The following is a 21,570-nucleotide window of genomic DNA, read 5'->3' on the forward strand; positions in this document are numbered from 1 at the left end:
CTGGCTCTGGGACGCCTTTTAATCCTCCAACGGTGTCCATTTCCAGGCCCTGATCTCTGGAAGATCTTCGAAGTGCCCCCGGATGTAGGCGGTGTGGGCAGTGAGCTGGGACAGGCAATGATCCCTTAGGACAGCCATTCCTGGAAGTTCATGCCTGGATCGGTCCATGGCTTCCATGGCCAGGTGATAACGGCTCATCCGGTTCAGCACCACCATGTCAAAAGGCGTTGTGGTGGTTCCCTGTTCGTTGTATCCGCGCACGTGGAATCTCTCGGGCTGCGGCCTTCCGTGCAAAAGCTGGTGCAACGCGCGCGCGTAGCCGTGCCAAGCCACCACCACATCGACATCTGCGGTGAACAGTTCGGCAAACTTGGCGTCAGAGAGGCCGTGCGGATGAGCGGACACAGGGGGGAGGACCATCAGGTCCATGACGTTGACAACCCTGACGCGGAGTGTTGGGACAAACTTCCGCAGGAGCCACGCCGCGGCGAGGATTTCCTCCGTGGGGACATCGCCAATACAGGCCAGGACGACGTCCGGGGCATCAGCGCCCGTGGAATTCCTGGCAGCCTCATGGCCGGCCCACCCCCAGACGCTAGCCCCGTCTGCGGCTTGTTCCTGCGCTTCCTCAAGGCTGAGGTATTGGGGATGGGACTGCTTGTCCACCACAATCACGTTGACGTAGTCCATGCTGTTCAGCACATGCTGAGCCACCACCAGAAGTGAGTTGGCGTCCGGTGGGAAGTAGACGCGGGTGACCGTACCGGAAAGTGAGAGGACGACGTCGACAAGCCCGGGACCCTGATGGCTAAAGCCATTGTGGTCATTACGCCAGCAGGTGGAGGTCAGCAGGATGTTGAGGCTGGGGACCCGGTGACGCCATTTTAGGGTGCGGGCATGCTGCAACCACTTCGTGTGCTGCACCGTCATTGACGCGCTCACCATGGCGAAGGCTTCATAGGTGGCAAAAAGCCCGTATCGCCCTGTCAGGACGTACCCTTCGAGCCACCCCTGGCAGAGGTGTTCGGACAATACCTCCATCACCCTCCCGGACGGCGAGATCCTGTCCTGGGGCACCGGGTGCTCCCGGTGTCCGGGTGGAAGCATGAGGCATCTGTCGCTGGCCTCGAATACCGCGCCGAGACGGTTGCTGTTGGTCTCGTCTGGGCAAAATAGTCGAAAGCGTGGGTTTTCCGCCGTGTTGAGATAGATGTCGCGGAGCATCTCGCCCAGTGGCCTGGTGGTCTCGTGATGGATGCTCCCACGGGGTTGGATGTCCACCTCATAGGCCGTCAGTGCAGAAATCTTGAGAATCTCTGTCTTCTCGGACGTCCGGCCTGCCCCAGGATCACCCATGCGAAGGGAGCCGGTGGGAGCCAGGGCCTGCAGTTCAGCGATCAACGCCCCGTCAGCGTCAAAGAGCCGTTCCGGGCCGTAGGACCTAAGCCACTTATTCAGCTGTGCGAGGTGGGCGGGATTTTCCCGCACCGCGGCCAGCGGGACCTGATGGGAGCGGTAGGTTCCCTCCACCGGGAGGCCGTCCACAATGGCAGGTCCTGTCCAGCCCTTTGGTGTCCGGAGAATAATTGCAGGCCACTGCGCAGGCCCTGTTACGCCGTGTTCCCGGGCATCTTCCTGGATGTTCCGGATGCGCGCATAAGCCTCATCCATGGCCGCTGCGAGAGCAACATGCACCGGGCCGGGCTCTTCTCCGCTGACAGTCACCGGCGACCACCCATGGGCGCGCAGGAGATCCTCAACCCGTTCATCCGGATAGCGGCCCAGGACAGTGGCACCGGAGATCTTGTTGCCGTTCAGGTGCAGTATGGGCAGCACAGCCCCGTCCCGTGCCGGGTTGATGAAAGAGGGAGCTTTCCAGGATCCCTCCAGCGGCCCCGTCTCCGCCTCTCCGTCACCGATGACGCATGCTGCTATGAGGTCTGGGTTGTCCATCACGGCCCCTGTGGCGTGCATCAGTGAATAGCCCAGTTCACCACCCTCATGGATGGAACCAGGCGTCGCAGGTCCAACATGGCTTGGAATGCCGCCGGGAGTGGAAAACTGGCGCACCAATGATCGCAGGCCGTGGTGGTCGGTGGTCATGGCTGGATAAACCTCTGAGTACGTCCCCTCCAGGTAGAGGTTGGCTACTACAGCCGGCCCCCCGTGCCCGGGTCCGGCTATGAAAAGTATCCGTGCGGACGTGTGCTGAATCAGCCTATTGAGATGGACGTAGATCAGTGATAGGCCGGGGCTAGTACCCCAGTGGCCCAGCAGCCGCGGCTTTATGTCCCCCGCCACCAGCGGACGGCCAACCAAAGGATTTTCCTGCAGGTAGATCTGCGCCACTGTGAGGTAGTTGGCCGCTTCCCAGTACCGGTGCAGCAGAGCAAACGATTCGCCGGTTGCCGATGTGTATTCGGGGTCTGCGCCGTGCATGGACAAGCCTTTCGACTGGAGTGACTTAGCGGGTGGGTGACGGCCAGCCGGGAGGCTTCAGGCCAGGAAGACAGCGCGCCCGGTGAGGGTTTCTGCAGTGAGGCAAATAAACCGGTGCCGCTTCCCGGCTCCCCAAGGTTCAGCCATGGCCCGCCCCCAAAGCTCCGCCAGGTGCTCAGGTTCAGTGACGTGCGAGGCGGTGCCATGGACAAGGACTGACCACCCCTGGCTCAGTTCGGAACGGATGTGGTCAACCTGGAAGGACATGCGCCCCCGCTCGGCAGCCAGGGCAATACTGCCCTCTGCTGCCGTGCGGAAATAGATACTTCCGTTGATTGCAACGTAGTTCACCGGAAGGATTTTTACGTCTCCTCCACTCGTGAAGCCACATCGCCCGGATTCGCTGGACATCACCAATTCCCAGCATCTGTCTGTACCCAATTCCTCGCTCATGTGTCGAGCACCGTCAAGCCTGCTGGGTTCGCTGGTGGAAAATGTCACGGGCTTCCTTTTGCTTCAGGTCGGTTGGCCGGCGTGGCGCTGAGGGAACCACGGCCAGCCTACGTACCTGTGAGCCTGGTTCACAGGTCCGCCAGTTGATAGAGCCGAAAGTCCCTCCCCCTCGCACAGACTGCTGCCAAACGCCAGGACGGATTCACCGCTGCCGAGGGACGACGTGGCCACAACACCAACCTGAATGCGGAGCAGGACATGGGACTTAGGCCCCTACCGGCGTCTCCGTGGAAGGCCTGTACTGGGGTGAACCGTCAGTACTTATAGGAATTCAGGTGTTCTCCTCATGAGCGAAAATACAACCCGCCCGACAATCGTGGTCGGCGTCGATGGAAGTGAGCCTTCTGTCCTGGCACTCCGTTGGGCCGCGGCCCTGGCACCGCTGTTCGGAAATCCCACCATAAAAGCAACCACCACCTGGGAGTTCTATCTCGCTCCCGGCACTTTCTATCCAGCGCAGTGGGACCTCGCCCAGGACGCCCATATTCTCTGCACCGAAGCCATTTCCAAGGCCTTCGGAGACACTCCTCCACCCCAGCTTGAAATCGTGGTCCACCAGGGACCAGCCGCAAAGACGCTGATTGAGGCAAGCAATGATGCCAGTCTCCTTGTGCTCGGCAGCAGGGGCTACGGGGGCTTTAAGGGTCTGCTGCTGGGAGCGGTAAGCTCCACAGTCGCAGAACATGCAAAGTGTGCAGTACTGCTGGCCCATGGGACGGCACTGCCGCCAGGGTTGGAACTGCCTACGGCAAGCCCCGCGGAACCTCACGGAGTTCGCCGCAACGCCTGACACCAAGCAGGACGCAGCCTGTCGCGGCACTGCCGCCACGGGCGGGTCTTTGGTCTCTGGCAGCGGACGTTGTCCGGTGTCAGGATCGCCTCATGAAATATTTGCGCGATCGACTGGAACTGTTTTTGGTTGTGGCGGCACTTGGACTGCTCGCCGGTGGTATGTGCTTCTGGCTACTGGACTTCGCTGAGCTTTCCGCGATCCTCTGGACAGCTGGCGCCCTCCTTGGGCTGGCCTTTTCTGTCGTCTGGACAATCGATGCCCTGATCAAGCGAAAGCCAAGCGTCGACGTGATTGCAGTGTTGGCCCTCGGCGGCGCACTGTGGGTCAATGAGCCCTTTGCCGGAGCCATGATCACGGTGATGCTGGGTACCGGACGGCTGCTGGAGGCCCGCGCCCAGGCCCGTGCACGCAGGGAACTCCGCCTGCTGATGGAACGGGCTCCCCGCACGGCACGCCGCAGGACCGGGGACGGTCTTGAGACAGTGGCCATCGACGAGCTCAAGAGTACTGACCGATTGCTGATCGGTACCGGAGAAGTGCTACCTGTGGATGGGCGACTCCTCTCCGGTGCAACGCTTGATGAATCAGCACTCACGGGAGAGTCGTTGCCCGTGGAACGGTTCATTGGGGAAACTGTGCGCAGCGGCGTCCTGAACGCTGGCGCGCCCGTGGACCTGATGGCCACAGCTGCGGCGGCCGACTCAACCTACGCTGGTGTGATCAGGCTCGTGGAACAGGCCCAGGCATCGTCTGCTCCGTTCGTCCGCACTGCGGACCGGTTTGCCCTGGTTTTTGTCCCTGTGACGCTGGTGCTGGCTGCAGCAGCATGGCTTCTCAGCTCGGATCCTGTGCGTGCCGTTGCAGTTCTGGTTGTTGCCACACCGTGCCCGCTTCTGCTCGCAGCACCGATTGCCATCATCTCCGGATTGTCGAGGGCCGCCGGAATTGGAGTCGTCATCAAAGGCGGCGGAGCGCTAGAACGGTTGGCAGCCGGAAAGGTAGCCCTCTTTGACAAGACAGGGACACTGACCCGGGGCCAGCCGTCAGTCGCCGAAATACTTGTAGCTGATGATTCTGTGGATGCACACGAGATCCTGCGGTTGGCAGCTTCGCTTGACCAGGTCTCACCCCACGTTCTGGCAAGCTCCATTGTCACGGCGGCTACCCGGCGTCATGCACGCCTTGAGCTGCCAACCAAGGTCCACGAGGAGCATGGCTACGGGCTTCGGGGCCATGTCGGCAACCAGGAGGTTCGCCTGGGCAAGGCGTCGTGGATAGCGCCAGGAGACCAGCCCGCCTGGGTTCTGCGTGCCCGTCATCGCGCAGAGATCGATGGCTCGCTCACGGTTTTCATCGCCGTCGACGGAGTTGCTGCCGGAGCCTTCCTGCTCAACGATCCAATCAGGCCCGACGCGCCGAGGATGATCAGGACCCTGCGCGGCGCCGGGATAGAACGGGTAGTGCTGGTAACAGGCGACAGGGCTGATGTTGCTGACACTGTTGGCCGGATTGTGGGCGCCGACGCCATCAGGTCCGACTGTGATCCAGCAGAAAAACTCCGTGTCATCACCCATGAATCAGGCACTGCAGCATCCATCATGGTGGGCGACGGCGTCAATGATGCCCCTGCCCTGGCCGCGGCGGGCGTTGGGGTTGCCTTGGCTGCGCGAGGAGCAACGGCTTCGTCGGAAGCTGCCGACGTGGTCCTGACTGTTGACCGTATCGACGCCCTTGCCGACGCGATCCTGATTGCCCGGCGCTCCCTGCGGATCGGCCGCCAGGCTGTCTTCGTGGGAATGGGGCTGTCCCTGATCGCCATGGTGGCTGCCGCAGTCGGGCTCCTTGCGCCAGCCCCCGGTGCCGTGCTGCAGGAGGTCATCGACGTCATGGCGATTGGGATCGCGCTACGCGCCGTGCTCCCTGGAAAGGCACATAGCAGCAGCATGACTCCTGCAGATCTCGCGACCGTCCGTGAGCTCAAGATGGAGCACGATTCACTCGGGGCGCTGGTCGAGAAAATCCGTGCCGTCGCAGACGAACTCTCAGAATCCCAACCAGATCTTGGATCTGCCCGTACCCTGGCGAAACGGCTGGATACGGAGTTACTGCCCCACGAACGGCAGGAAGAAAAAGTTTTGGTGCCACTGGTCGGCCGTACGCTGGGCGACGACGAAGGATCGTCGGACACCAGCCGGACCCATGCGGAAATTGAGCTCTACATGAGTCGCCTACACCGAATGATCGATGGAATCGACGGCCCGGGAACCAGTGCGGACATCGTCGATATCCGGGGGCTGCTCTACGGCCTTTACGCCATCCTGAAGCTGCACAATACCTTGGAGGACGAGGGCTCATTCAGTCTTCTGCCAAGCTGATCGCAGGGGTCGACGCATCGCCCGGGAGCATCCGCCTCTAGTAGACTCTCAAGCGGTGAGCCGGGAAGTCTGGTCGGCATGTACATCAGCTATGCCATCTTAAGGATAAAAAGTGAGCGAATCACCTACACCTCCCCCACGTCCCTCCGTCCTCGGACGTGGAAGCTACCCCGAGGCCCTCCGCATTGGTGAAATCCTCCGGAAAGAAACAGTGGGCGGCATACTGCTTGTTGCTGCTGCTGTCATTGCCCTGATCTGGGCCAACTCCCCCGTCTCCGAAAGCTACTTCGCCCTGCGCGATTTCACGTTCGGGTATGAACCCTGGCACCTGGAATTGAGCTTGGGCGCCTGGGCCGCGGATGGCCTGTTGGCGATCTTCTTTTTCCTCGTGGGACTGGAGTTGAAACGCGAGTTTGTTGCAGGCGACCTCCGCGACATCTCTAAATCAATCGTGCCCGTGGCAGCTGCTGTGGGCGGTGTCATTGTGCCGGCCATCATCTACGCCGTCATCAACCTCACCAGCCCGGAGACCCTGCGTGGCTGGGCCATTCCCACCGCCACGGACATCGCCTTTGCGGTGGCTGTCCTTGCCATTATTGGCTCCCACCTGCCCAGTGCCCTGCGAATTTTCCTGCTGACTCTTGCCGTGGTTGATGACCTCATCGCCATCACGATCATTGCTGTTTTCTATTCAACCGACCTGCAGTTCACCCCGATGCTCCTGGCGCTGATCCCACTGGCGCTGTATATCTTCCTGGCGCAGAAATTCCGTTTCTTTTTTGGTACCAAGAACGCGGCCGCCTGGTTGATCCTCCTGCCGCTGGGGCTCATTACGTGGGGCCTGGTTCATGCTTCCGGCATCCACGCCACAGTGGCTGGTGTCCTGCTGGGCTTCGCTATCCCCGTGATCCGGTCGCAGAAGGCCGGTGGCCCGGACGCCGGCCCTGGACTCTCCGAAATTTTTGAGCACCGGTTCCGCCCCATCTCGGCTGGAGTCGCTGTTCCGATTTTTGCGTTCTTTTCCGCCGGTGTCGCTGTTGACGGGTGGGACGGTTTTGTTTCTGCGCTGACGGATCCCGTCGCCGTGGGCATCATTGTCGCACTGGTCCTTGGCAAGCCCGTGGGAATCCTGGGCACGACATGGCTTGTCACAAGAGTCACCAAAGCCACGTTGGACAAATCCCTCAAGTGGATCGATATCTTCGGCGTCTCGTTGTTGGCGGGAATCGGCTTCACCGTCTCGCTTCTTGTTGCGGAACTCAGCTTTGGCCTGGGCAGCCCGCATGATGAGCACGCAAAAGTGGGCATCCTCGCGGCTTCTCTGATCGCAGCCATTTTGGCGTCAACGGTGTTGGTGACACGAAACAAGAAGTACAAGGCTGCCGAAGAGTCAGACGCGGTGGACTCAGACCATGACGGCATTCCGGACGTATATCAGCAGGGAAACTAGCACTCAGGAACGGACTGCAGCAGACTCGGCCACAGTCCGTTCCCGCACTACCTGCACGCCAAGCTTCAGAACGTCGGCGCGTGCTGCGTCCAGCGCGCCGGCAACGGCTCCGGTCGACACGGAACCGGCACCCAGGCAGGACAGTCGGAGCTCAGGGGCTGGAAGGTTGATCTCCATGGGCAGGAGGTTCTGGGCCACTTCCAGGACCTCAGCCAGCCCCTCCGCCACAGCCCCCGCCACGATGACCCGTTCTGGGTCGTAGAGGCTGCCAAAAACTGCAGCTACGCGTGCCAGGAGCGCCCCGGCCCGTTCCACCAGGCCACGAGCCCAGGGATCGCCAGAGCGGGCCAAATCCAGGACCATCCGTCCAGTGAGCTCCACGACGGGAATTCCGGCCAAAGAATGCCCGGGTGGAAGTTCCTTGGCGGCCGCAGCTTCCCGTACCCAGTCAGTCAGCTGCAGACCAATTCCAATGGCCGATTCCACGCCGAAAACGTAGTCGAACGCCATCATTTCGCCCACCCCACCGTGCTTGCCTTTCAGGAGGTGGCCATCGACGACAACTCCGGCCCCGAGCCTGTCGCCAGCCAGCAGCACCACAAAGTCACTGAGCCCCACTGCCCCACCCACGCTGCCCTCGGCCAGCGCCGCCAGGGAAGCGTCATTTTCGATCCGCACAATCGGAACCCAGGTTTCCAGGAGTTCCTGCAGCCCCGGGTTCATCCGTTGCCAGAACCCACCCACTTGATGAGGCGAAGCGCCAGCGGAATTTACTGGCGCGGGAACGCCCACACAGGCTGCAAGAACATCATCACGCGCACGGCCCGCAGTAGCGAGCGCAGCATCAATGGCGGCAATAACGGCAACCCTGCGTTCGCGCTGCCCACTGTCGATATCGAGCCGGAGCGTCTCCATGGCGAGGGTGGCTCCGGAAAGGTCCGCCACCGTCGTCGTCAGCTGTGAGCGCCCAGCATCCATCCCCACCACTACCGCAGCATCTGCCCGCAGGGCAAAGCGCCGGGACGGGCGCCCCTTGCTGTACTGGCCGATGGCTCTGGCGTTGGGAAGTTCCATCAGGAGGCCCACGTCAATGAGCGCATCCAGCGCCTCAATGGACGTAGAACGCGTCAACCCTGTTGCGTCCATCGCCTCGGTACTGACGAATGCCTGCCGGCCCCATGCGAAGTTCAGCATTGCCTGGAGGCTTGCTCGCGGTGCTGCGGTTCCTACGTCCATCATCGTTCCAGACCCCTTGACCACTTCGCTGCTTTATTGCATCATTGTCGCAGGCTAGTTGATTCGCAAGCTAAATCTAGTTTCCGGAACAACAAAGATGCCATCATCGGCTCCTGAAAGGACAATGACGTGCCACGACGCCGCAGCGCAAAAGTGCTGGCATCCTCCCTGGGTATCCTGATGCTTGGAACGGGCCTGGCAGCCTGCAGCGCAGGAGACTCGCCAGAAACCGTCAGATTTTATCTGTCGAAACCCGAAGCCATCCCGTACTTCAGGGAGCTGATCAAGGAGTACAACGCCTCCAACGACGACGTCGAGGTAATCCTTGATTCGTCCGCGAACCTGCAGGCCGGATTCCTCAGGGGAAACCCACCGGACCTGGGGCTGCTCAACTACAACATGGAGATGGCCCGCTTCATGGAACGTGGGGCGCTCAGTGACCTCTCCGACATGCCAGAAGCGGAACGCATTCTTCCGGAAGTCCAGGACCTGGTGGACCAGTACGCCACGTATCCCGGGCGGACCAGTGTCCTGCCGTACTCGGTCATGGCGGCCTCGGTCATCTACAACACAAAGATCTTCGAAGACCAGGGCCTGGAGGTGCCCACCACCTATGACGAACTCATTGCGGTCTGCGAGAAACTCAAGGCCGCGGGGATTACACCTTTTTACGGCACGTTCAAGGACCCCTGGACTGCTGCGCAGGGATGGTTTGATTACACAGTGGGCGGCGAGGTGGACGTTGCCACGTTCTACGAGCAGATGAATGCGCAGGGCACCGAGGTTGGCCCGAATTCCGCGGCGTCATTCCAGAAGGACTTCGAAAAGCCCGTCACGCAGATGCAAGAGCTGATTGACAACTACACCAACCCGGACGCCGCCAGCAAGGGCTACGGTGATGGCAACCTGGCGTTTGCCAATGGTGAGGCCGCCATGTACATGCAGGGACCCTGGGCATTTGGTGAAATCGCCAAGACCTCCCCGGACCTGCCCCTGGGCACTTTTCCCCTGCCTATGACGAACAACCCGGACGATCTTCAAGTGCGAGTCAACATTGACCTCGCAGCCTGGATCCCGGAGGACTCCAAGCACAAGGACGCGGCCCGCGCATTCCTCAGCTACCTGTTCCAGCAGGATGTCGTGGACAAGTACAACGCCGCCCAACTGGGCTACGGCACCACTGTGGATGCAGCCCCCGCCACCGACCCACGAATTCTCGGCATGAAGGAATACTACGAATCTGGCGATTTCTACCAGGGCGCATCAAAGGCAATTCCACTGACCATACCGACCGAAAACTACGTTCAGGGGATCGCCGTGGGTGGCGATGTCACCTCAACACTGAGCACCCTCGACGCCGACTGGGCGCGCTTGGCGCTCCGCCGCTGACGGAAAGAAAGTAGAGGCGATGACAACAACACCTGTCCCACCGCGTCCCAAGCGCAAGGTAGAAGGCATCTACTACGCGTTCCTGGTCCCGAGCCTAGTGCTCTTCACGCTGGCCATTACCGTGCCGGCCATCATTGGAATCTTCTTCAGCTTCACCAATTCCATAGGTTTCGGCGATTGGGAATTCGTCGGACTCATCAACTACGTGGCGCTGTTTTCTGATCCCGCCGTCCTGTCCAGCTACCTGTTCACCTTCGGCTTTGCCGCCGTGACAGTGGTGTTGGTCAACGTCCTTGCGTTCCTCCTGGCCGTAGGTCTCACGGGAAAAATCAAGATGAAGACCGGCCTCCGCGCCATCTTCGTCATCCCGATGGTGATCTCCGGAATCATCATCGCGTTTGTTTTCAATTTTCTCTTCTCCAATTCACTTCCTGTCCTGGGGCAGGCCACGGGTACCAGCTGGCTGAGCGAGAGCATCTTGGCCAACCCCGATCTGGCGTGGGTCGGCGTCGTGCTTGTTACTACCTGGCAGGCGATTCCCGGAACTCTACTCATCTACATTGCAGGGTTGCTGGCCATCCCCGGCGATGTCTATGAAGCGGCAGACCTGGACGGGGCCGGAAAAATTGCTCAGCTTCTTCGGATCACACTTCCGCTCGTTGCCGGATACATCGTGATCAACGTCCTGCTTGGCTTCAAGAACTTCCTCAATGCCTACGACGTGATTGTGGGCCTCACCAATGGCGGGCCGGGCACCGCAACGCGAAGTATTCCCATGACCATCGTGACCGGCTTCACCGGCGGTGACTATGCATACCAAATGGCGAACGCAGCCATGTTCTTCATCATTGTTGTGGTCATTTCACTAATTCAACTTCGCATCACCCGCGGAAGGAACGCACTCTGATGACGCTCATGAACACACCACGGGCCGACGGCGCCACAGACGCCGTGGGGGCCGCAACCACAGGGACACCGGAGAAAGCCGAGAGGGCGCCGCGGAGCCGGGGCGACAAGGTCAACTGGCCGCTGACAACTGTGCTGATCCTCTGCGCCGTGACGGTCATTGTGCCCCTGTACGTCACCCTTTCCATGGCCTTCAAAACACAGGCGCAAGCAGTGGACGGCAACGCCTTTTCCCTGCCTGCCCCCTTCAGCGTGGATGGCTTTGTTACGGCGTGGACCCTGACAAACTTCCCGGCAGCCTTCACGGTAACCGTCATCATTACCGTCTGCACTGTGGTGGGCACTGTGATCCTCGGAGCCCTTGCGTCTTTCGCGATCTCCCGCAACTGGGATCGCAAGCTGTTCCGCTACTCGTTCTTCTACCTGCTCGCGGCCATGTTCATCCCGTTCCCCGTTGTCGCGCTGCCGCAGATCCAGCTCACCGGCCTCGCTGGCCTGGACAACCCTGCCGGGGTGATCCTGCTGCACATCATGTTCCAGCTCAGCTTCAGCATCCTGCTCTTTACCGCATTCCTGCGCTCCATTCCTGCGGAACTGGAAGAAAGTGCCCGGATCGATGGGGCGAGCACCTGGCAGACGTTCTGGCAGCTGATCTTTCCGCTCCTGGCACCCATGAGCGCCACCGTGGGGATCTTCGCTTTCCTGGCGTCCTGGAACGACTTCATGATGCCGTCACTGATCACCTCTGACCCCGCCCTGCAAACTCTCCCCGTCGTGCAGAGCATCTTCCAGACGCAGTTCAGCAACAACTACAACGTGTCGTTTGCCTCCTACTTGATGGCGATGGCACCGGCCATCATCGTCTACCTCTTCACCCAGCGGTGGGTGATGGAAGGCGTAACGCAGGGCGCCGTCAAGGGCTAGTAACCACCACTGGCTTTAGGCGGTTGGTTCCACCCCGTCTTCCTGAGTCCCAGTGAGGTTCTGTCAGCAGGTGTAGGTCCTGCTCAGCGCCGCCCCTGTCCACGTGCCGACCATGGCCCGCAACGTCAGGGTGTAGACGCCGGCTGAAGCCGAGGTCTTGTTCAGGGTAGCGGTGTCACCCGTGAGATTTTGCGTCGTGGAGCTTCCGTCGGGGGCAGTGACAGTGAGCCGATAACCCGTGGCGCGAGCAACTTTGCCGTAGCCCGTCAGGCTCAGATTGAAGCTACTGGGACGGGTTCCGCACGTGTAGCTTCCGGCGATACTTGCGGGCGCGGGGATCACGTAGGTGGAACTACTCAGCGATCCGGACGCCGTCGCCTGGAACGCAGCCTGGGCAATGGAAGGAATGGTCACCAGGAGAAAGGCCACCAGCAAGACAGCCACAATGCGGCGCGCGCGCTGTGACGCTCGTGATTGTCCAATGGTCCCCATGTGGTGCCGGTGCCTTTCGTTGCAGATTCCCTTGACTCCATTCTGTCGTTTTGGCCTCAACGTCGCCCTGCCGGCAGTTCAAGTTTTCCTCAAGAATTGCCATCCAGCCACGGCCTGTGACAAGACCGTGGGCCAAATATCTGAAAGGGTTGGTGCATGGGTAGCGAATCGATAGACCGAAGAGCCGTCATAGTCGAGGATGACGAGGACATTCGGCTCCTCCTGACCAGGACCCTGAGCATGCAGGGATTTGATGTTGTGGTGGCCTCAAACGGGGTTGACGGTCTGGCACGGATCCGCGAACACAGCCCTGACCTGGTCACACTTGACCTGAACCTTCCAGACCTGGACGGCACGGAAGTCTGCCGACGCCTGAGGAATTTCTCCGACGCCTACGTCGTCATGATTACCGCACGGGTTGATGAGATCGACGAGCTCATGGGTCTTCAGATCGGCGCCGACGACTTTGTCACCAAACCTTTCAGCCCACGATCCCTGCAGGCTCGCATCACGGCAATGTTCCGCCGCCCACGGCAGGGACTTACTGAAGGGGACGACGGCGCCACGGCAAAACCGCAGGCCGCTTCCACCCAGCCTCCGGTCACACACGCTGCGCCAGCTGCCATACACGGTCCTGTCAGCCTGGATCTCGAGTCCCGGACAGTCCACGTCTCCGGAGACGAAGTGACTCTGACGCGCACCGAGTTTGACCTCCTCGCTGCTTTTATTGGAGCTCCTCGGCGGGTATGGACCAGGGAGTCGCTCCTGCGACTTGTCTGGGGTGACGAATGGGCCACCGACGAGCATCTGGTGGAAGTACATATTGGCAATCTGCGCCGTAAAATCCGCACCAGTGGGACAACGGCACAGATAATCCGGACGGTCCGCGGTGTCGGTTATGGGCTGGTTCCCCAGGCGGTCCAACGCTAGCCTCCCCTGCCACCGGCAGTGCTCCGCAGACTATGGCTCCAGCAACTGCTTCAGTTCGCCAGCCAGAAGCACCGCCTCCGATACCAGGTGCACTGCAGCGTCCTGGGCCTGCGCCAGAGCCCCACCCCTGAGGCTCACACTGATGTGTCCTGCGTGCCGCTCCATCCGACGGGCGCCTATCATTGCGGCTGTTGTGCCCAAGGACATAGCGGCAATCCTCGCGGCCTCCGGCCTACCAGCAGCCAGGTTGTCGGCAATTGCCTGCACCCTGCCTGGCAGCATCTTCAGGAACAGCGCACAGATCTCCAGTGCTGCCTGCTGCGAGCCAAGCTCTTCACCGAGGTGGTCCACCATGCTGCGATCCAGCACGGATGCCCGGCCCACTCCGTCCGCCACACCAGCAGTGATGTGATGGGCATCCATGGTCAGCTGGCGGCCGGTCCGGCGATTTTTCCCTCCACGGCAGCGTCGTCAGTTTCGGGGCGGGCCCAGATGCTGGACAGGAGCAGGAGGACAAGCAGTGCCGGCGCGCCATACAGCAGCGCTTTGCCCACGGCGGGGGACCGCAGGGTGCGGATCGCGTCACCCAGGTGCGGAATAACAGCCACAGTGGTGAAGGCGTGGTCCTCGGACATTGTCGCAGTCCAGGGATCTGCGCCATTGTTGGCATCACCCTTGGTCTGGACAGTGGTGGTTCCAGCAGCAGTGCTCACATCGATAATGCGGTGGGTCTCGATCCGGTGGTCATCGACCGGGATGTGATAGGTGACTACATCTCCCACCGTGAGTTCTGCTACCGGAGTCGGCACACTGACCACGACGTCTCCCGGATTGATCATGGGGGCCATGGATCCGGTCAGCATGGTGGATGTCTGGTAGCCCAGCAGCCGCGGCCCAACGGCCAGGAAGAGGAATGCCGCGGCAGCAAGCACCATGAAACTGATGAGCACAACCTTGGCCATTATCCTGGCCCAGGGTCCGACTGCCCGCTGAACCCTTGCGCCCAGCGGCTTGTGCGTTCTAGCTGCTGCGCGTCGTCCTGTCAGCGGAAATGTCTCAGTGGTCATGCTGTCCTCGGTTCACATCTCTAGGTGGAATATTTTCCGCGGCACAGATACTGCTGCGCATCCGTGCCGCGCCTCGGAACAACTACTTGTTGGTCGCGGTGCGCTGTGTCGCGGTGAAGTTGAAGGCAACAGTGTCGGAGAGGCCCTGAAAGGTGTTGTCTGCAGCGGTGGGAAGAACCACTGTGACGCGGAGGTTGTCCACGGCAGCAGCTGTCAGGGAGTTCAACCCGGCCAGCGGCAGGTTAGCTCCCACAACCGCACGTGAAGCCAGGACGGTGGTGACGGTTCCACTGCACGTGTAGGTCAGGGCGGGTGAAGCGCCAGCTTCTGTCCACGGGACGGAGCAGGCGTCGATAGCCAGCTGAAGGCCATTGACTGCGTCAGTGTCCAGCTTGGAGGACGGTGCGGCTACGGTGCTGAGCGTGACGGCGGCCAGGTTCTGGTTGCCGGTGTTGGACAGGGTCACGGCACGCTGGATGGTGTCACCCGGAACAAGCCCAGTGGAGGCAACACTCAGGCGGTTCGCGGCTGTGCCGGAAGCGCCCAGGGCAACGTTGACGGTACCTGAGGAAACAGTCTCACTGGCGCTGGTGGTTCCAGTGAAGGCACCGTAGGTACCCAGGCCGGCCACACTCGCGGCTGCACCCACCAGTGCTACGGAAGCGAGGACTTTGCTGGTGGTGGACTTGAGTTTGCGACCCATGGTGGTGATCCGTTTCGTGATGGCCGGCCAGGTGGCCTGCAGAGTGTTTGGGCCAGCCCTTTGGCTGACAAGAACAACTTTGCCGCCCGTAGTTCAAGCCCAGACCACACCAACTCACAAGAAAACTTCAAGAGTTCTTCAAGATCAACAACTCACACGGGTACCTCACGCGGTGGGCGTGGGCCTTACATGAATCAGCCTTGCGCTGCGAGCAACTCTCCCCGACTGGGCGGGTTTGCTCCCGGCCGGGACACCGTGATCGCGGCCGCGGTTGCCGCGTGCCCCAACAACTCGGTCAGATCAGCCAGTGGCAGCGAGCGCAGCGCAGCGCGATTCTGGACTCCATCCAGTCCGCGGTCCACTACACCGGAAAGCAACGCAGCCATGAAGGAATCGCCGGCGCCCACCGTGTCCGCAACGTCCGTCCGGGGAGCCGCAATCTGGGTCTCCCCGGCGGCGCTGACGGCCCATGGGCCTTCAGCGCCTCGAGTCACCACCACAAACGCAGGCCCCTCCTCACCACCCAGGGTGAGCCAGTGGCGTGCCGCGTCCAGCGGGTCTTCCCCCGGATAGAGCCACTGGAGGTCCTCATCTGAGGCCTTGATGACATCCGCGAGCCGAGCGAATTTCTCGGCCTGATCCCTCGCATACTCAACGTCGTTGATGATGCTGGGACGGCAGTTGGGATCGTAGCTGATGGTCGCCAGCGGCCGTGCCTGCATCACAGCCGAAAAAACATCGCTGGCGCCTGGTTCCAGCATGGTGGCAATGGAGCCGGTATGGAGCAGCGTTGTACCCTGCAACATGAAATCCAGCCGGGTCGCCAACCCCGGAAGCTCCCAGAGCAGGTCGAACGTATATGAGGCTGCACCGTCGTCGTCAATCAGTGCCGTGGCCACACTGGTCGGGTGATCGTCGGGACCTTGCGGCAGGAGTACGGAACTCGCTTTGACGTGGGCAGCCACAGAATCCCCGTAGGCATCGCGGCCGTAGCGGCCCACAAACTGCACTGGGTGATCAAGCCGCGCCAGGCCAACGGCCACGTTCAGCGGGCTGCCACCCACGTGGGCTGCAATTCCAGTGGTGCGTTGGACAACGTCAACCAGGGCTTCGCCAATAACAGTAAGCATGTCCATACTCTGCCAGAAAGTTGACGAAAGCTTCGTTCCTTACGCCATAAGCGACTGCACCAGCTCGCGGCACTTGCGGTATGCAGGGGACTTGGTGTCAATGAGATCGAAGTGATCCCCTGTCACTTTGAGCAACGAGGCAAAACCTGCGGCATTCCGTGCTGCCGTGACGTAGGACTCCGACTGGCCGATGGGCACGGTACTGTCCTCCATCGCGTGAACGGCATAGACCGGGACCGGCAATGGGATAGCTGTCATGGGGTCTGCGTACCTGTGCCGGACGGGGTATCTGGTTGCAGAACCGCCCAGCAGGTTACTGACAGCACCGTTGCTGAGGTCCAGCTTCTCCGCTTCCCCGAGATTGAGCAGGCCAGATTGGCTCACCACCCCGGTCAGGTGCAGGGCATGCCCGCTGTCCCGTGGCTTCAGCTGCCTGTCAGCGTCGGGAAGTCCGAGGCTGCCCAGCCTGTCGCGTCCGGCAGCCCAGGCAGCAAGATGACCGCCTGCGGAATGGCCCAGCGCCACCACAGGCCCGAGTTCGATGCCGTGCTCACCTGCTATATCGCCGAGCTTGTCGATCCCGGAAAGGATGTCGTCAAAGGTTGTAGGCCAGCCCCCACCATTTCCGGCCCGACGGTATTCCAGGTTCCAGGCAGCCATTCCATGGGCCGCAAGATCCTTGGCCAACGGCTCGCCGAGCTCTGCCCCGTACTGCGAACGCCAGTAACCACCGTGGATCACGATCACGGCCCCACGAGTCGGGGCACTCCCTGATCGATCAGGGAGGAAGAGCTCACCCCACTGGCTGGGGTCCTCTCCATAGTGATACTTATGCCTCTTCAACGATGCCTCCTCCGCTCCCTGCGGTAAGCAGGAAACTGAACTTACCCCCACGGCTGCGGCGGAGCCGGCACCCAGCACCATCCGGTGCAGGAAAGTGCGTCGCCGCAGCCCAGTCATGTCCAGAGCCTACAGGGAGCACCATGGAGGCGCGGATTGCGAGCCGCAAGTAGGGGATCAGTCGCGCACTGCAGCAACCAGCCATTGGCCATTGAAGTACTCAAGCTTCCAGCCGTCAGTCCTGTGGTGATGGGCAAGGTTAAGGGCAGCATTATCGATTTTTCCCAGCTCGCTTCCCAGTGCGCTGCTCAGTGCCGCGCGGAGCAGTGTCCCGTGTGCCACCACCAGGACCCTGCCGCCGTGAAACTCCTCAGCCAGTTCCTCCAGGGTAGCCAGTCCCCGCAAGGCTGTTGATTCTTGGGTTTCCGCCTCCAGGAATCCACCGGGGATTCGGATCTTATCGAGTGCAGGCCCGTCCTGCATACCTTCGGCCAGTCCGTAGCTACGCTCCGCCAAGCCTGGAAGGCGTCTGGCGACACTGAGTCCCAGTCCAGCAGCGATCAGATCAGCCGTTTCGGCAGCACGGCTCAGGGGCGAGGAGACGATGACATCCCAGTCATTTCCCGGCAGTGCCGCGACAGCGTCCCTCGCCTGCCCACGGCCCACACCATTGAGGGGAATATCGGTGGAACCCTGGATTCTGGCCTCCGCATTCCAGTCCGTCTGGCCATGGCGGATGAGGGCAAACGTTGTGAAGCTCATGGTCCCATTGTCCCGCACCGGCATGTGCACGCCGATTCGACCAACCGTTGGGCGCATGGTGACCCCTGGTCCTTTACTGCCCCCGCAGGCATTTCGCCACGTCAGCAACCGAAGGGTAGGCAGCCTGCGTGCCTTTTTTGGTAGTAGCCAAAGCTGCGGCCACAGAGGCAAAAAGGGCAGCATCTGCCAACGTCTCGCCTCCTGCCAAGCGGGCTGCGACAGCACCCGTGAACGCGTCGCCGGCCCCGGTTGTGTCCACCGGAGTGACGTGTGTCGGCGCAATCCGGGTGACCATGCCGCCGTCGGCGTGCGAATCCAGCACCACCGAACCATTGGCGCCCAACGTCACCAAGACACGGTGCATGCCGCGTTCATCAAAACGCCGACGCACAGCATCCCAATCGTGGGTGGAAGCATCATCGTCTGGCATTGCAGAGCTGTCTGCGCCCAGGAATAGTGCAGCCTCATGGGCGTTTACGAGAAGTACATCGGCCAGGGCAGCCAACTCTTCCGGGATCTCTGCATACGGCGAGAGGTTGAGCAGGACACGCGCACCTGCATCGTGCCCTGCCTGGGCAGCTGCCACCACAGTCTCAGGTTTAACCTCCAGGCACAGGCACACCACTGACGCTCCCGTGAAGGTCTCCCCTGCGGCCGCGATATCCGCAGGGGAGAGCGATCCATTGGCACCGGCGGAAATGATGATGTTGTTCTCTCCCGCAGCGTCAACAGCAATAACTGCAACGCCAGTGGCTTCGGTAGTGGACGTCAGGACCCCCGAAACGTCTACTCCGGCCCTCCGGGTGGAGGCCAACAGCATCTCGCCATTGGAATCCTTACCTACAGCGCCAATCAGGCGAACGTTGCCGCCCAGAAGGCTGGCCGCAACAGCCTGGTTGGCGCTTTTGCCGCCAGGATTGACCGCAAATCCATTGCCGTGGACTGTCTCGCCAGGCAACGGCAGACGCTCGCAATAAATGGTGAGATCAGCATTGAGGGATCCGACCACCACGATTCCGCCGTCGGTTCCAGCTACTGGGTGGTTCATTCGGTGACCTCTGCTTCAACAGGTTGGGGGATCAGGAGGGACGCGGCCAGGGCTGCCACGGTGATGACCAGTCCTACTAGAACCACGCTGAAGTATGAGGCCCTGGTGTCACCCAGGGTCGATGTTGCCACCAGGACAGCGGGCAGCACAAGGAAGCTCAGGCCCGCACCAAGGTTGAACGCTCCAGCATTCATTCCCGGCAGGAAACCTGGGTTACCGGCAGGTGAGAGCACAACGCCCAAGCCGTTGAGCATGATGTTGACAGTACCTGCATACGTGACGCCGAGCAGCACGGTGCCAACAATCATCAGGGGAAGGCTGCCCAGGCCAAAGAATGCAATGAGGGCCAGTGCAACCAGGCTGCCCACCAGGCCGAGACGAAGAACTCTTGTGTAGCCGAGGACGGGAGCGAGCCTGCCACTGAGGGGGCCCACAATCCAGCCAAGCAGTGCGTAGGGCGTCAGGATGAGCAGCGCCATTTCGGTGGGGCCAACACCAAAACCAGGTGCAGCTGCCTGAACGTACGCGGGCACAATCCCATTGATCACTGCGAAAATGCCCGTCATGGTCAGGGTTGTGGTCAGCAGGGGCGCCCAGGTGGCACGCTGGCGCAGGTGCCTGATCTCCACCATTGGTTCCCGTGCGCGTTTCTCGACAGTCCAGAACGCGAAGAACGCTGCACCGGCAACGACCAGCAAAATCGTGGAGAGCACCAGCACCTCCACACTGAACCCGCCTACCAGCTTGGTGGCTTCGTTGAGTGCCGTCAGCAAGGCACCCACTGCGACGACAATGAAGAAGACACCCAGCCAGTCCATGGAGGTTCCGGCAGCTGGCCTGCTTTCTCCCGCCAGGACCACAATCAGGACTGTAGCCACCAAGGCCAGGCCCACCATAAGCCAGAAGATGCTGCGGAAACCGAAGTTCTCAGCGAAGTACCCGCCAACAAAGGAGTCGACGCCAGCAACTCCACCGTTAACGGCAGTGATGAGGCCCATCAGGGTGCCGTACTTGCGGGGATTTGTGACGGCAGAACGGAGCATGATCAGGCATAGCGGGACGGTAGGTCCGCTGACGCCCTGGATGATGCGGCCCACAAAAAGCCAAGAGACGTCGGGTGCCAGTGCGGCTATGACGGAGCCGATGGCCATCAAGGCCATCATGCCGATCAGGATTTTTTTACGCCCAACGATGTCGCTGAGCCTTGGCAGGAAGAGGGAGAACAGTGCCGCCGCAGTGAAGAACCACGTCTGCGAGAGCCCAATGACGGCCTGGTCAGCTTTGAGTTCTTCCCCCATGGTGACAAGGGCCGGGCTGAGCATTGAAGCATTAAGCTGGAACGCCACGCAGGCTGCCAACAGGGCCACCATCAACGCGGCGACGTTGCCGCTATTCGTCGTCGTGGTTTTGGCTGTAGTGAAGGTTGTCATTTACTGTGCGCTTCCGGTCAGCGCGTCTTTGCGCTGGGTGGGTTCTGGACTACTTGTGCTGGCCTGCGGATCCCCGATCCGGACCAGGGCATCCGTGACAAGGTCCCAGAACCTTTCATGGTCCAGTTCTGTGGCCACAGAGGTAGTGCAGTCCTTTGGTGCGGGGGCACGGAAGTCGGCAACTGTCATCCCCAGGGTGAGGGTGCCCTGTAGCTCGATGTTGACGGGAACCTTGCGGGTCTTGACGACACTGGGGTCTATTACATATGCCACGGCACAGGGATCATGGACTGGCGGGTAGTCAAAGCCCTGTGCGTCCTTGTAGGCAGCAGCAAAAAAGTCCATGAGTTCCCGGACAAAGCGGGCGGGCGCCGTGTCCAGTGCCGCGATCCTGCTGACTACTTCGGGGGTTGCAAGTGCTTGGTGGGTCAAATCCAGACCCACCATCACCACGGGCCACTTCTCGTTGAACACAATATGGGCGGCCTCGGGGTCAATGATGATGTTGAATTCCGCCACTGCGCTCCAGTTGCCGGTGTGGTAGCCACCACCCATCAGGACAACTTCCTTCACGCGTTCCACGATCTTGGGTTCCTTGCGGGCCGCCAGGGCTATGTTGGTCAAGCCAGCCGTCGGAACCAGGGTGATGGTCCCTGGTTCGTGGGCCATGATCGTGTCAATGATTAGGTCAACGGCATGCCGTGGGTCCAGCTCAATGGTGGATTCAGGCAGCTCTGGCCCGTCCATTCCGGATTCACCGTGGATCTCCGGAGCTGTCTCAATAGTGCGGACCAGCGGTCGGGCACAGCCTGCAGCGAAGGGCACTCCGGTGATCCCCGCAATGGTCCCCACTGCCAGCGCGTTGCGCGTAACTTTCTCAAGGGTCTGGTTACCCACCACAGTTGTGACGGCCAACAGGTCAATGTCAGGATTGCCATGTGCCAGCAACAGGGCAACAGCGTCATCGTGGCCGGGATCGCAGTCCAGGATGATTTTTTTGGGTGCAGCAACAGTGCGGTGGGAATCCACGATTATTCAATCTCCACGTCATTGGGGCCTGCCCGAGGCAGGGGCTAAAACAGTCAGGCTGATCATGGCATCCGAGACACTGCGACGTCAAGCGCTTAACGTAGATGCGTAAAG

Annotated in this window: 20 protein-coding genes; 7 read left to right on the top strand and 13 right to left on the bottom strand. The window is 61.0% G+C overall.

Annotated elements, in window-relative coordinates; translation table 11 throughout:
* Window positions 1–18: 18 nt before the first annotated feature.
* A complete protein-coding gene (locus QMG79_RS10260; RefSeq protein ID WP_283538489.1) occupies window positions 19–2,439 on the bottom strand; it encodes a phosphoketolase family protein in 2,421 nt (806 codons plus the stop codon).
* A 57-nt stretch (window positions 2,440–2,496) separates the two neighbouring features.
* A complete protein-coding gene (locus tag QMG79_RS10265) occupies window positions 2,497–2,940 on the bottom strand; it encodes a pyridoxamine 5'-phosphate oxidase family protein (RefSeq protein ID WP_283538490.1) in 444 nt (147 codons plus the stop codon).
* Window positions 2,941–3,238: 298 nt separating this feature from the next.
* Here QMG79_RS10265 and QMG79_RS10270 point away from each other — a divergent pair, with 298 nt between their 5' ends.
* From QMG79_RS10270 to nhaA, 3 genes are all read left to right on the top strand, one after another.
* Entirely contained in the window at window positions 3,239–3,742 is a 504-nt protein-coding gene (locus tag QMG79_RS10270) for a universal stress protein (protein ID WP_283538491.1), read from the top strand.
* A 92-nt stretch (window positions 3,743–3,834) separates the two neighbouring features.
* A complete protein-coding gene (locus QMG79_RS10275; RefSeq protein ID WP_283538492.1) occupies window positions 3,835–6,120 on the top strand; it encodes a heavy metal translocating P-type ATPase in 2,286 nt (761 codons plus the stop codon).
* A gap of 112 nt (window positions 6,121–6,232) precedes the next feature.
* Window positions 6,233–7,570, top strand: coding sequence for a Na+/H+ antiporter NhaA (gene nhaA / locus QMG79_RS10280; RefSeq protein ID WP_283538493.1), 1,338 nt, complete (start codon window positions 6,233–6,235; stop codon window positions 7,568–7,570).
* Between the two features lie 3 nt (window positions 7,571–7,573).
* Here nhaA and QMG79_RS10285 read toward each other — a convergent pair whose 3' ends face one another.
* On the bottom strand, window positions 7,574–8,809 hold the full coding sequence (locus tag QMG79_RS10285; RefSeq protein WP_283538494.1) for an ROK family protein: 1,236 nt from the start codon (window positions 8,807–8,809) through the stop codon (window positions 7,574–7,576).
* A gap of 126 nt (window positions 8,810–8,935) precedes the next feature.
* Between QMG79_RS10285 and QMG79_RS10290 the strand changes: the two genes are divergently transcribed.
* From QMG79_RS10290 to QMG79_RS10300, 3 genes are read left to right on the top strand one after another with little or no spacing between them, the layout of a single operon-like run.
* Window positions 8,936–10,195, top strand: coding sequence for an ABC transporter substrate-binding protein (locus tag QMG79_RS10290; protein ID WP_502934727.1), 1,260 nt, complete (start codon window positions 8,936–8,938; stop codon window positions 10,193–10,195).
* 19 nt (window positions 10,196–10,214) lie between these two features.
* The gene (locus tag QMG79_RS10295; RefSeq protein WP_283538495.1) at window positions 10,215–11,102 is read left to right on the top strand and encodes a carbohydrate ABC transporter permease; all 888 of its coding nucleotides are present in this window, start codon (window positions 10,215–10,217) and stop codon (window positions 11,100–11,102) included.
* Entirely contained in the window at window positions 11,102–12,025 is a 924-nt protein-coding gene (locus tag QMG79_RS10300; protein WP_283538496.1) for a carbohydrate ABC transporter permease, read from the top strand. The genes QMG79_RS10295 and QMG79_RS10300 overlap by 1 nt, the downstream gene beginning before the upstream one ends.
* Before the next feature lie 63 nt (window positions 12,026–12,088).
* On the opposite strand, the gene QMG79_RS10305 is transcribed toward QMG79_RS10300, so the two are convergent.
* The gene (locus QMG79_RS10305) at window positions 12,089–12,517 is read right to left on the bottom strand and encodes a hypothetical protein (protein ID WP_283538497.1); all 429 of its coding nucleotides are present in this window, start codon (window positions 12,515–12,517) and stop codon (window positions 12,089–12,091) included.
* 156 nt (window positions 12,518–12,673) lie between these two features.
* Between QMG79_RS10305 and QMG79_RS10310 the strand changes: the two genes are divergently transcribed.
* Window positions 12,674–13,447, top strand: coding sequence for a response regulator transcription factor (locus tag QMG79_RS10310; protein WP_283538498.1), 774 nt, complete (start codon window positions 12,674–12,676; stop codon window positions 13,445–13,447).
* A 30-nt stretch (window positions 13,448–13,477) separates the two neighbouring features.
* Here the strand turns inward: QMG79_RS10310 and QMG79_RS10315 are convergent, their stop codons facing one another.
* From QMG79_RS10315 to uriH, 9 genes are all read right to left on the bottom strand, one after another.
* Window positions 13,478–13,870 (bottom strand): hypothetical protein, encoded by a 393-nt coding sequence (locus QMG79_RS10315; RefSeq protein WP_283538499.1) that lies wholly within the window; start codon window positions 13,868–13,870, stop codon window positions 13,478–13,480.
* Window positions 13,871–13,872: 2 nt separating this feature from the next.
* Window positions 13,873–14,514, bottom strand: a complete 642-nt coding sequence (locus QMG79_RS10320) for a signal peptidase I (protein WP_283538500.1) — start codon at window positions 14,512–14,514, stop codon at window positions 13,873–13,875.
* Window positions 14,515–14,596: 82 nt separating this feature from the next.
* The gene (locus QMG79_RS10325; RefSeq protein ID WP_283538501.1) at window positions 14,597–15,217 is read right to left on the bottom strand and encodes a TasA family protein; all 621 of its coding nucleotides are present in this window, start codon (window positions 15,215–15,217) and stop codon (window positions 14,597–14,599) included.
* A gap of 194 nt (window positions 15,218–15,411) precedes the next feature.
* A complete protein-coding gene (locus QMG79_RS10330) occupies window positions 15,412–16,347 on the bottom strand; it encodes a carbohydrate kinase family protein (protein WP_283538502.1) in 936 nt (311 codons plus the stop codon).
* A gap of 39 nt (window positions 16,348–16,386) precedes the next feature.
* A complete protein-coding gene (locus QMG79_RS10335) occupies window positions 16,387–17,190 on the bottom strand; it encodes an alpha/beta hydrolase (RefSeq protein WP_283538709.1) in 804 nt (267 codons plus the stop codon).
* Window positions 17,191–17,364: 174 nt separating this feature from the next.
* Window positions 17,365–17,949 (bottom strand): histidine phosphatase family protein, encoded by a 585-nt coding sequence (locus QMG79_RS10340; protein ID WP_283538503.1) that lies wholly within the window; start codon window positions 17,947–17,949, stop codon window positions 17,365–17,367.
* Window positions 17,950–18,022: 73 nt separating this feature from the next.
* Window positions 18,023–18,997 carry a ribokinase gene (locus tag QMG79_RS10345; protein WP_283538504.1) on the bottom strand — a complete coding sequence of 325 codons (975 nt, stop codon included), beginning with the start codon at window positions 18,995–18,997 and terminating at the stop codon, window positions 18,023–18,025.
* On the bottom strand, window positions 18,994–20,427 hold the full coding sequence (gene uriT / locus QMG79_RS10350; RefSeq protein ID WP_283538505.1) for a uridine transporter UriT: 1,434 nt from the start codon (window positions 20,425–20,427) through the stop codon (window positions 18,994–18,996). The genes QMG79_RS10345 and uriT overlap by 4 nt, the downstream gene beginning before the upstream one ends.
* On the bottom strand, window positions 20,428–21,456 hold the full coding sequence (gene uriH / locus QMG79_RS10355) for a uridine-preferring nucleoside hydrolase UriH (RefSeq protein WP_283538506.1): 1,029 nt from the start codon (window positions 21,454–21,456) through the stop codon (window positions 20,428–20,430).
* Window positions 21,457–21,570 lie beyond the last annotated feature (114 nt).

Origin of the sequence: Pseudarthrobacter sp. PS3-L1, assembly GCF_030063285.1 — a bacterium.
GTDB lineage: Bacteria > Actinomycetota > Actinomycetes > Actinomycetales > Micrococcaceae > Arthrobacter.

What these genes read in the sequence shown, in the direction of transcription:
- QMG79_RS10260 (WP_283538489.1), bottom strand. Translation starts at nt 2,439, where the DNA reads ATGCACGGCGCAGACCCCGAATACACATCGGCAACCGGCGAATCGTTT.
- QMG79_RS10270 (WP_283538491.1), top strand. Translation starts at nt 3,239, where the DNA reads ATGAGCGAAAATACAACCCGCCCGACAATCGTGGTCGGCGTCGATGGA.
- QMG79_RS10275 (WP_283538492.1), top strand. Translation starts at nt 3,835, where the DNA reads ATGAAATATTTGCGCGATCGACTGGAACTGTTTTTGGTTGTGGCGGCA.
- QMG79_RS10285 (WP_283538494.1), bottom strand. Translation starts at nt 8,809, where the DNA reads ATGATGGACGTAGGAACCGCAGCACCGCGAGCAAGCCTCCAGGCAATG.
- QMG79_RS10295 (WP_283538495.1), top strand. Translation starts at nt 10,215, where the DNA reads ATGACAACAACACCTGTCCCACCGCGTCCCAAGCGCAAGGTAGAAGGC.
- QMG79_RS10300 (WP_283538496.1), top strand. Translation starts at nt 11,102, where the DNA reads ATGACGCTCATGAACACACCACGGGCCGACGGCGCCACAGACGCCGTG.
- QMG79_RS10305 (WP_283538497.1), bottom strand. Translation starts at nt 12,517, where the DNA reads ATGGGGACCATTGGACAATCACGAGCGTCACAGCGCGCGCGCCGCATT.
- QMG79_RS10310 (WP_283538498.1), top strand. Translation starts at nt 12,674, where the DNA reads ATGGGTAGCGAATCGATAGACCGAAGAGCCGTCATAGTCGAGGATGAC.
- QMG79_RS10315 (WP_283538499.1), bottom strand. Translation starts at nt 13,870, where the DNA reads ATGGATGCCCATCACATCACTGCTGGTGTGGCGGACGGAGTGGGCCGG.
- QMG79_RS10320 (WP_283538500.1), bottom strand. Translation starts at nt 14,514, where the DNA reads ATGACCACTGAGACATTTCCGCTGACAGGACGACGCGCAGCAGCTAGA.
- QMG79_RS10325 (WP_283538501.1), bottom strand. Translation starts at nt 15,217, where the DNA reads ATGGGTCGCAAACTCAAGTCCACCACCAGCAAAGTCCTCGCTTCCGTA.
- QMG79_RS10330 (WP_283538502.1), bottom strand. Translation starts at nt 16,347, where the DNA reads ATGCTTACTGTTATTGGCGAAGCCCTGGTTGACGTTGTCCAACGCACC.
- QMG79_RS10340 (WP_283538503.1), bottom strand. Translation starts at nt 17,949, where the DNA reads ATGAGCTTCACAACGTTTGCCCTCATCCGCCATGGCCAGACGGACTGG.
- QMG79_RS10345 (WP_283538504.1), bottom strand. Translation starts at nt 18,997, where the DNA reads ATGAACCACCCAGTAGCTGGAACCGACGGCGGAATCGTGGTGGTCGGA.
- uriT (WP_283538505.1), bottom strand. Translation starts at nt 20,427, where the DNA reads ATGACAACCTTCACTACAGCCAAAACCACGACGACGAATAGCGGCAAC.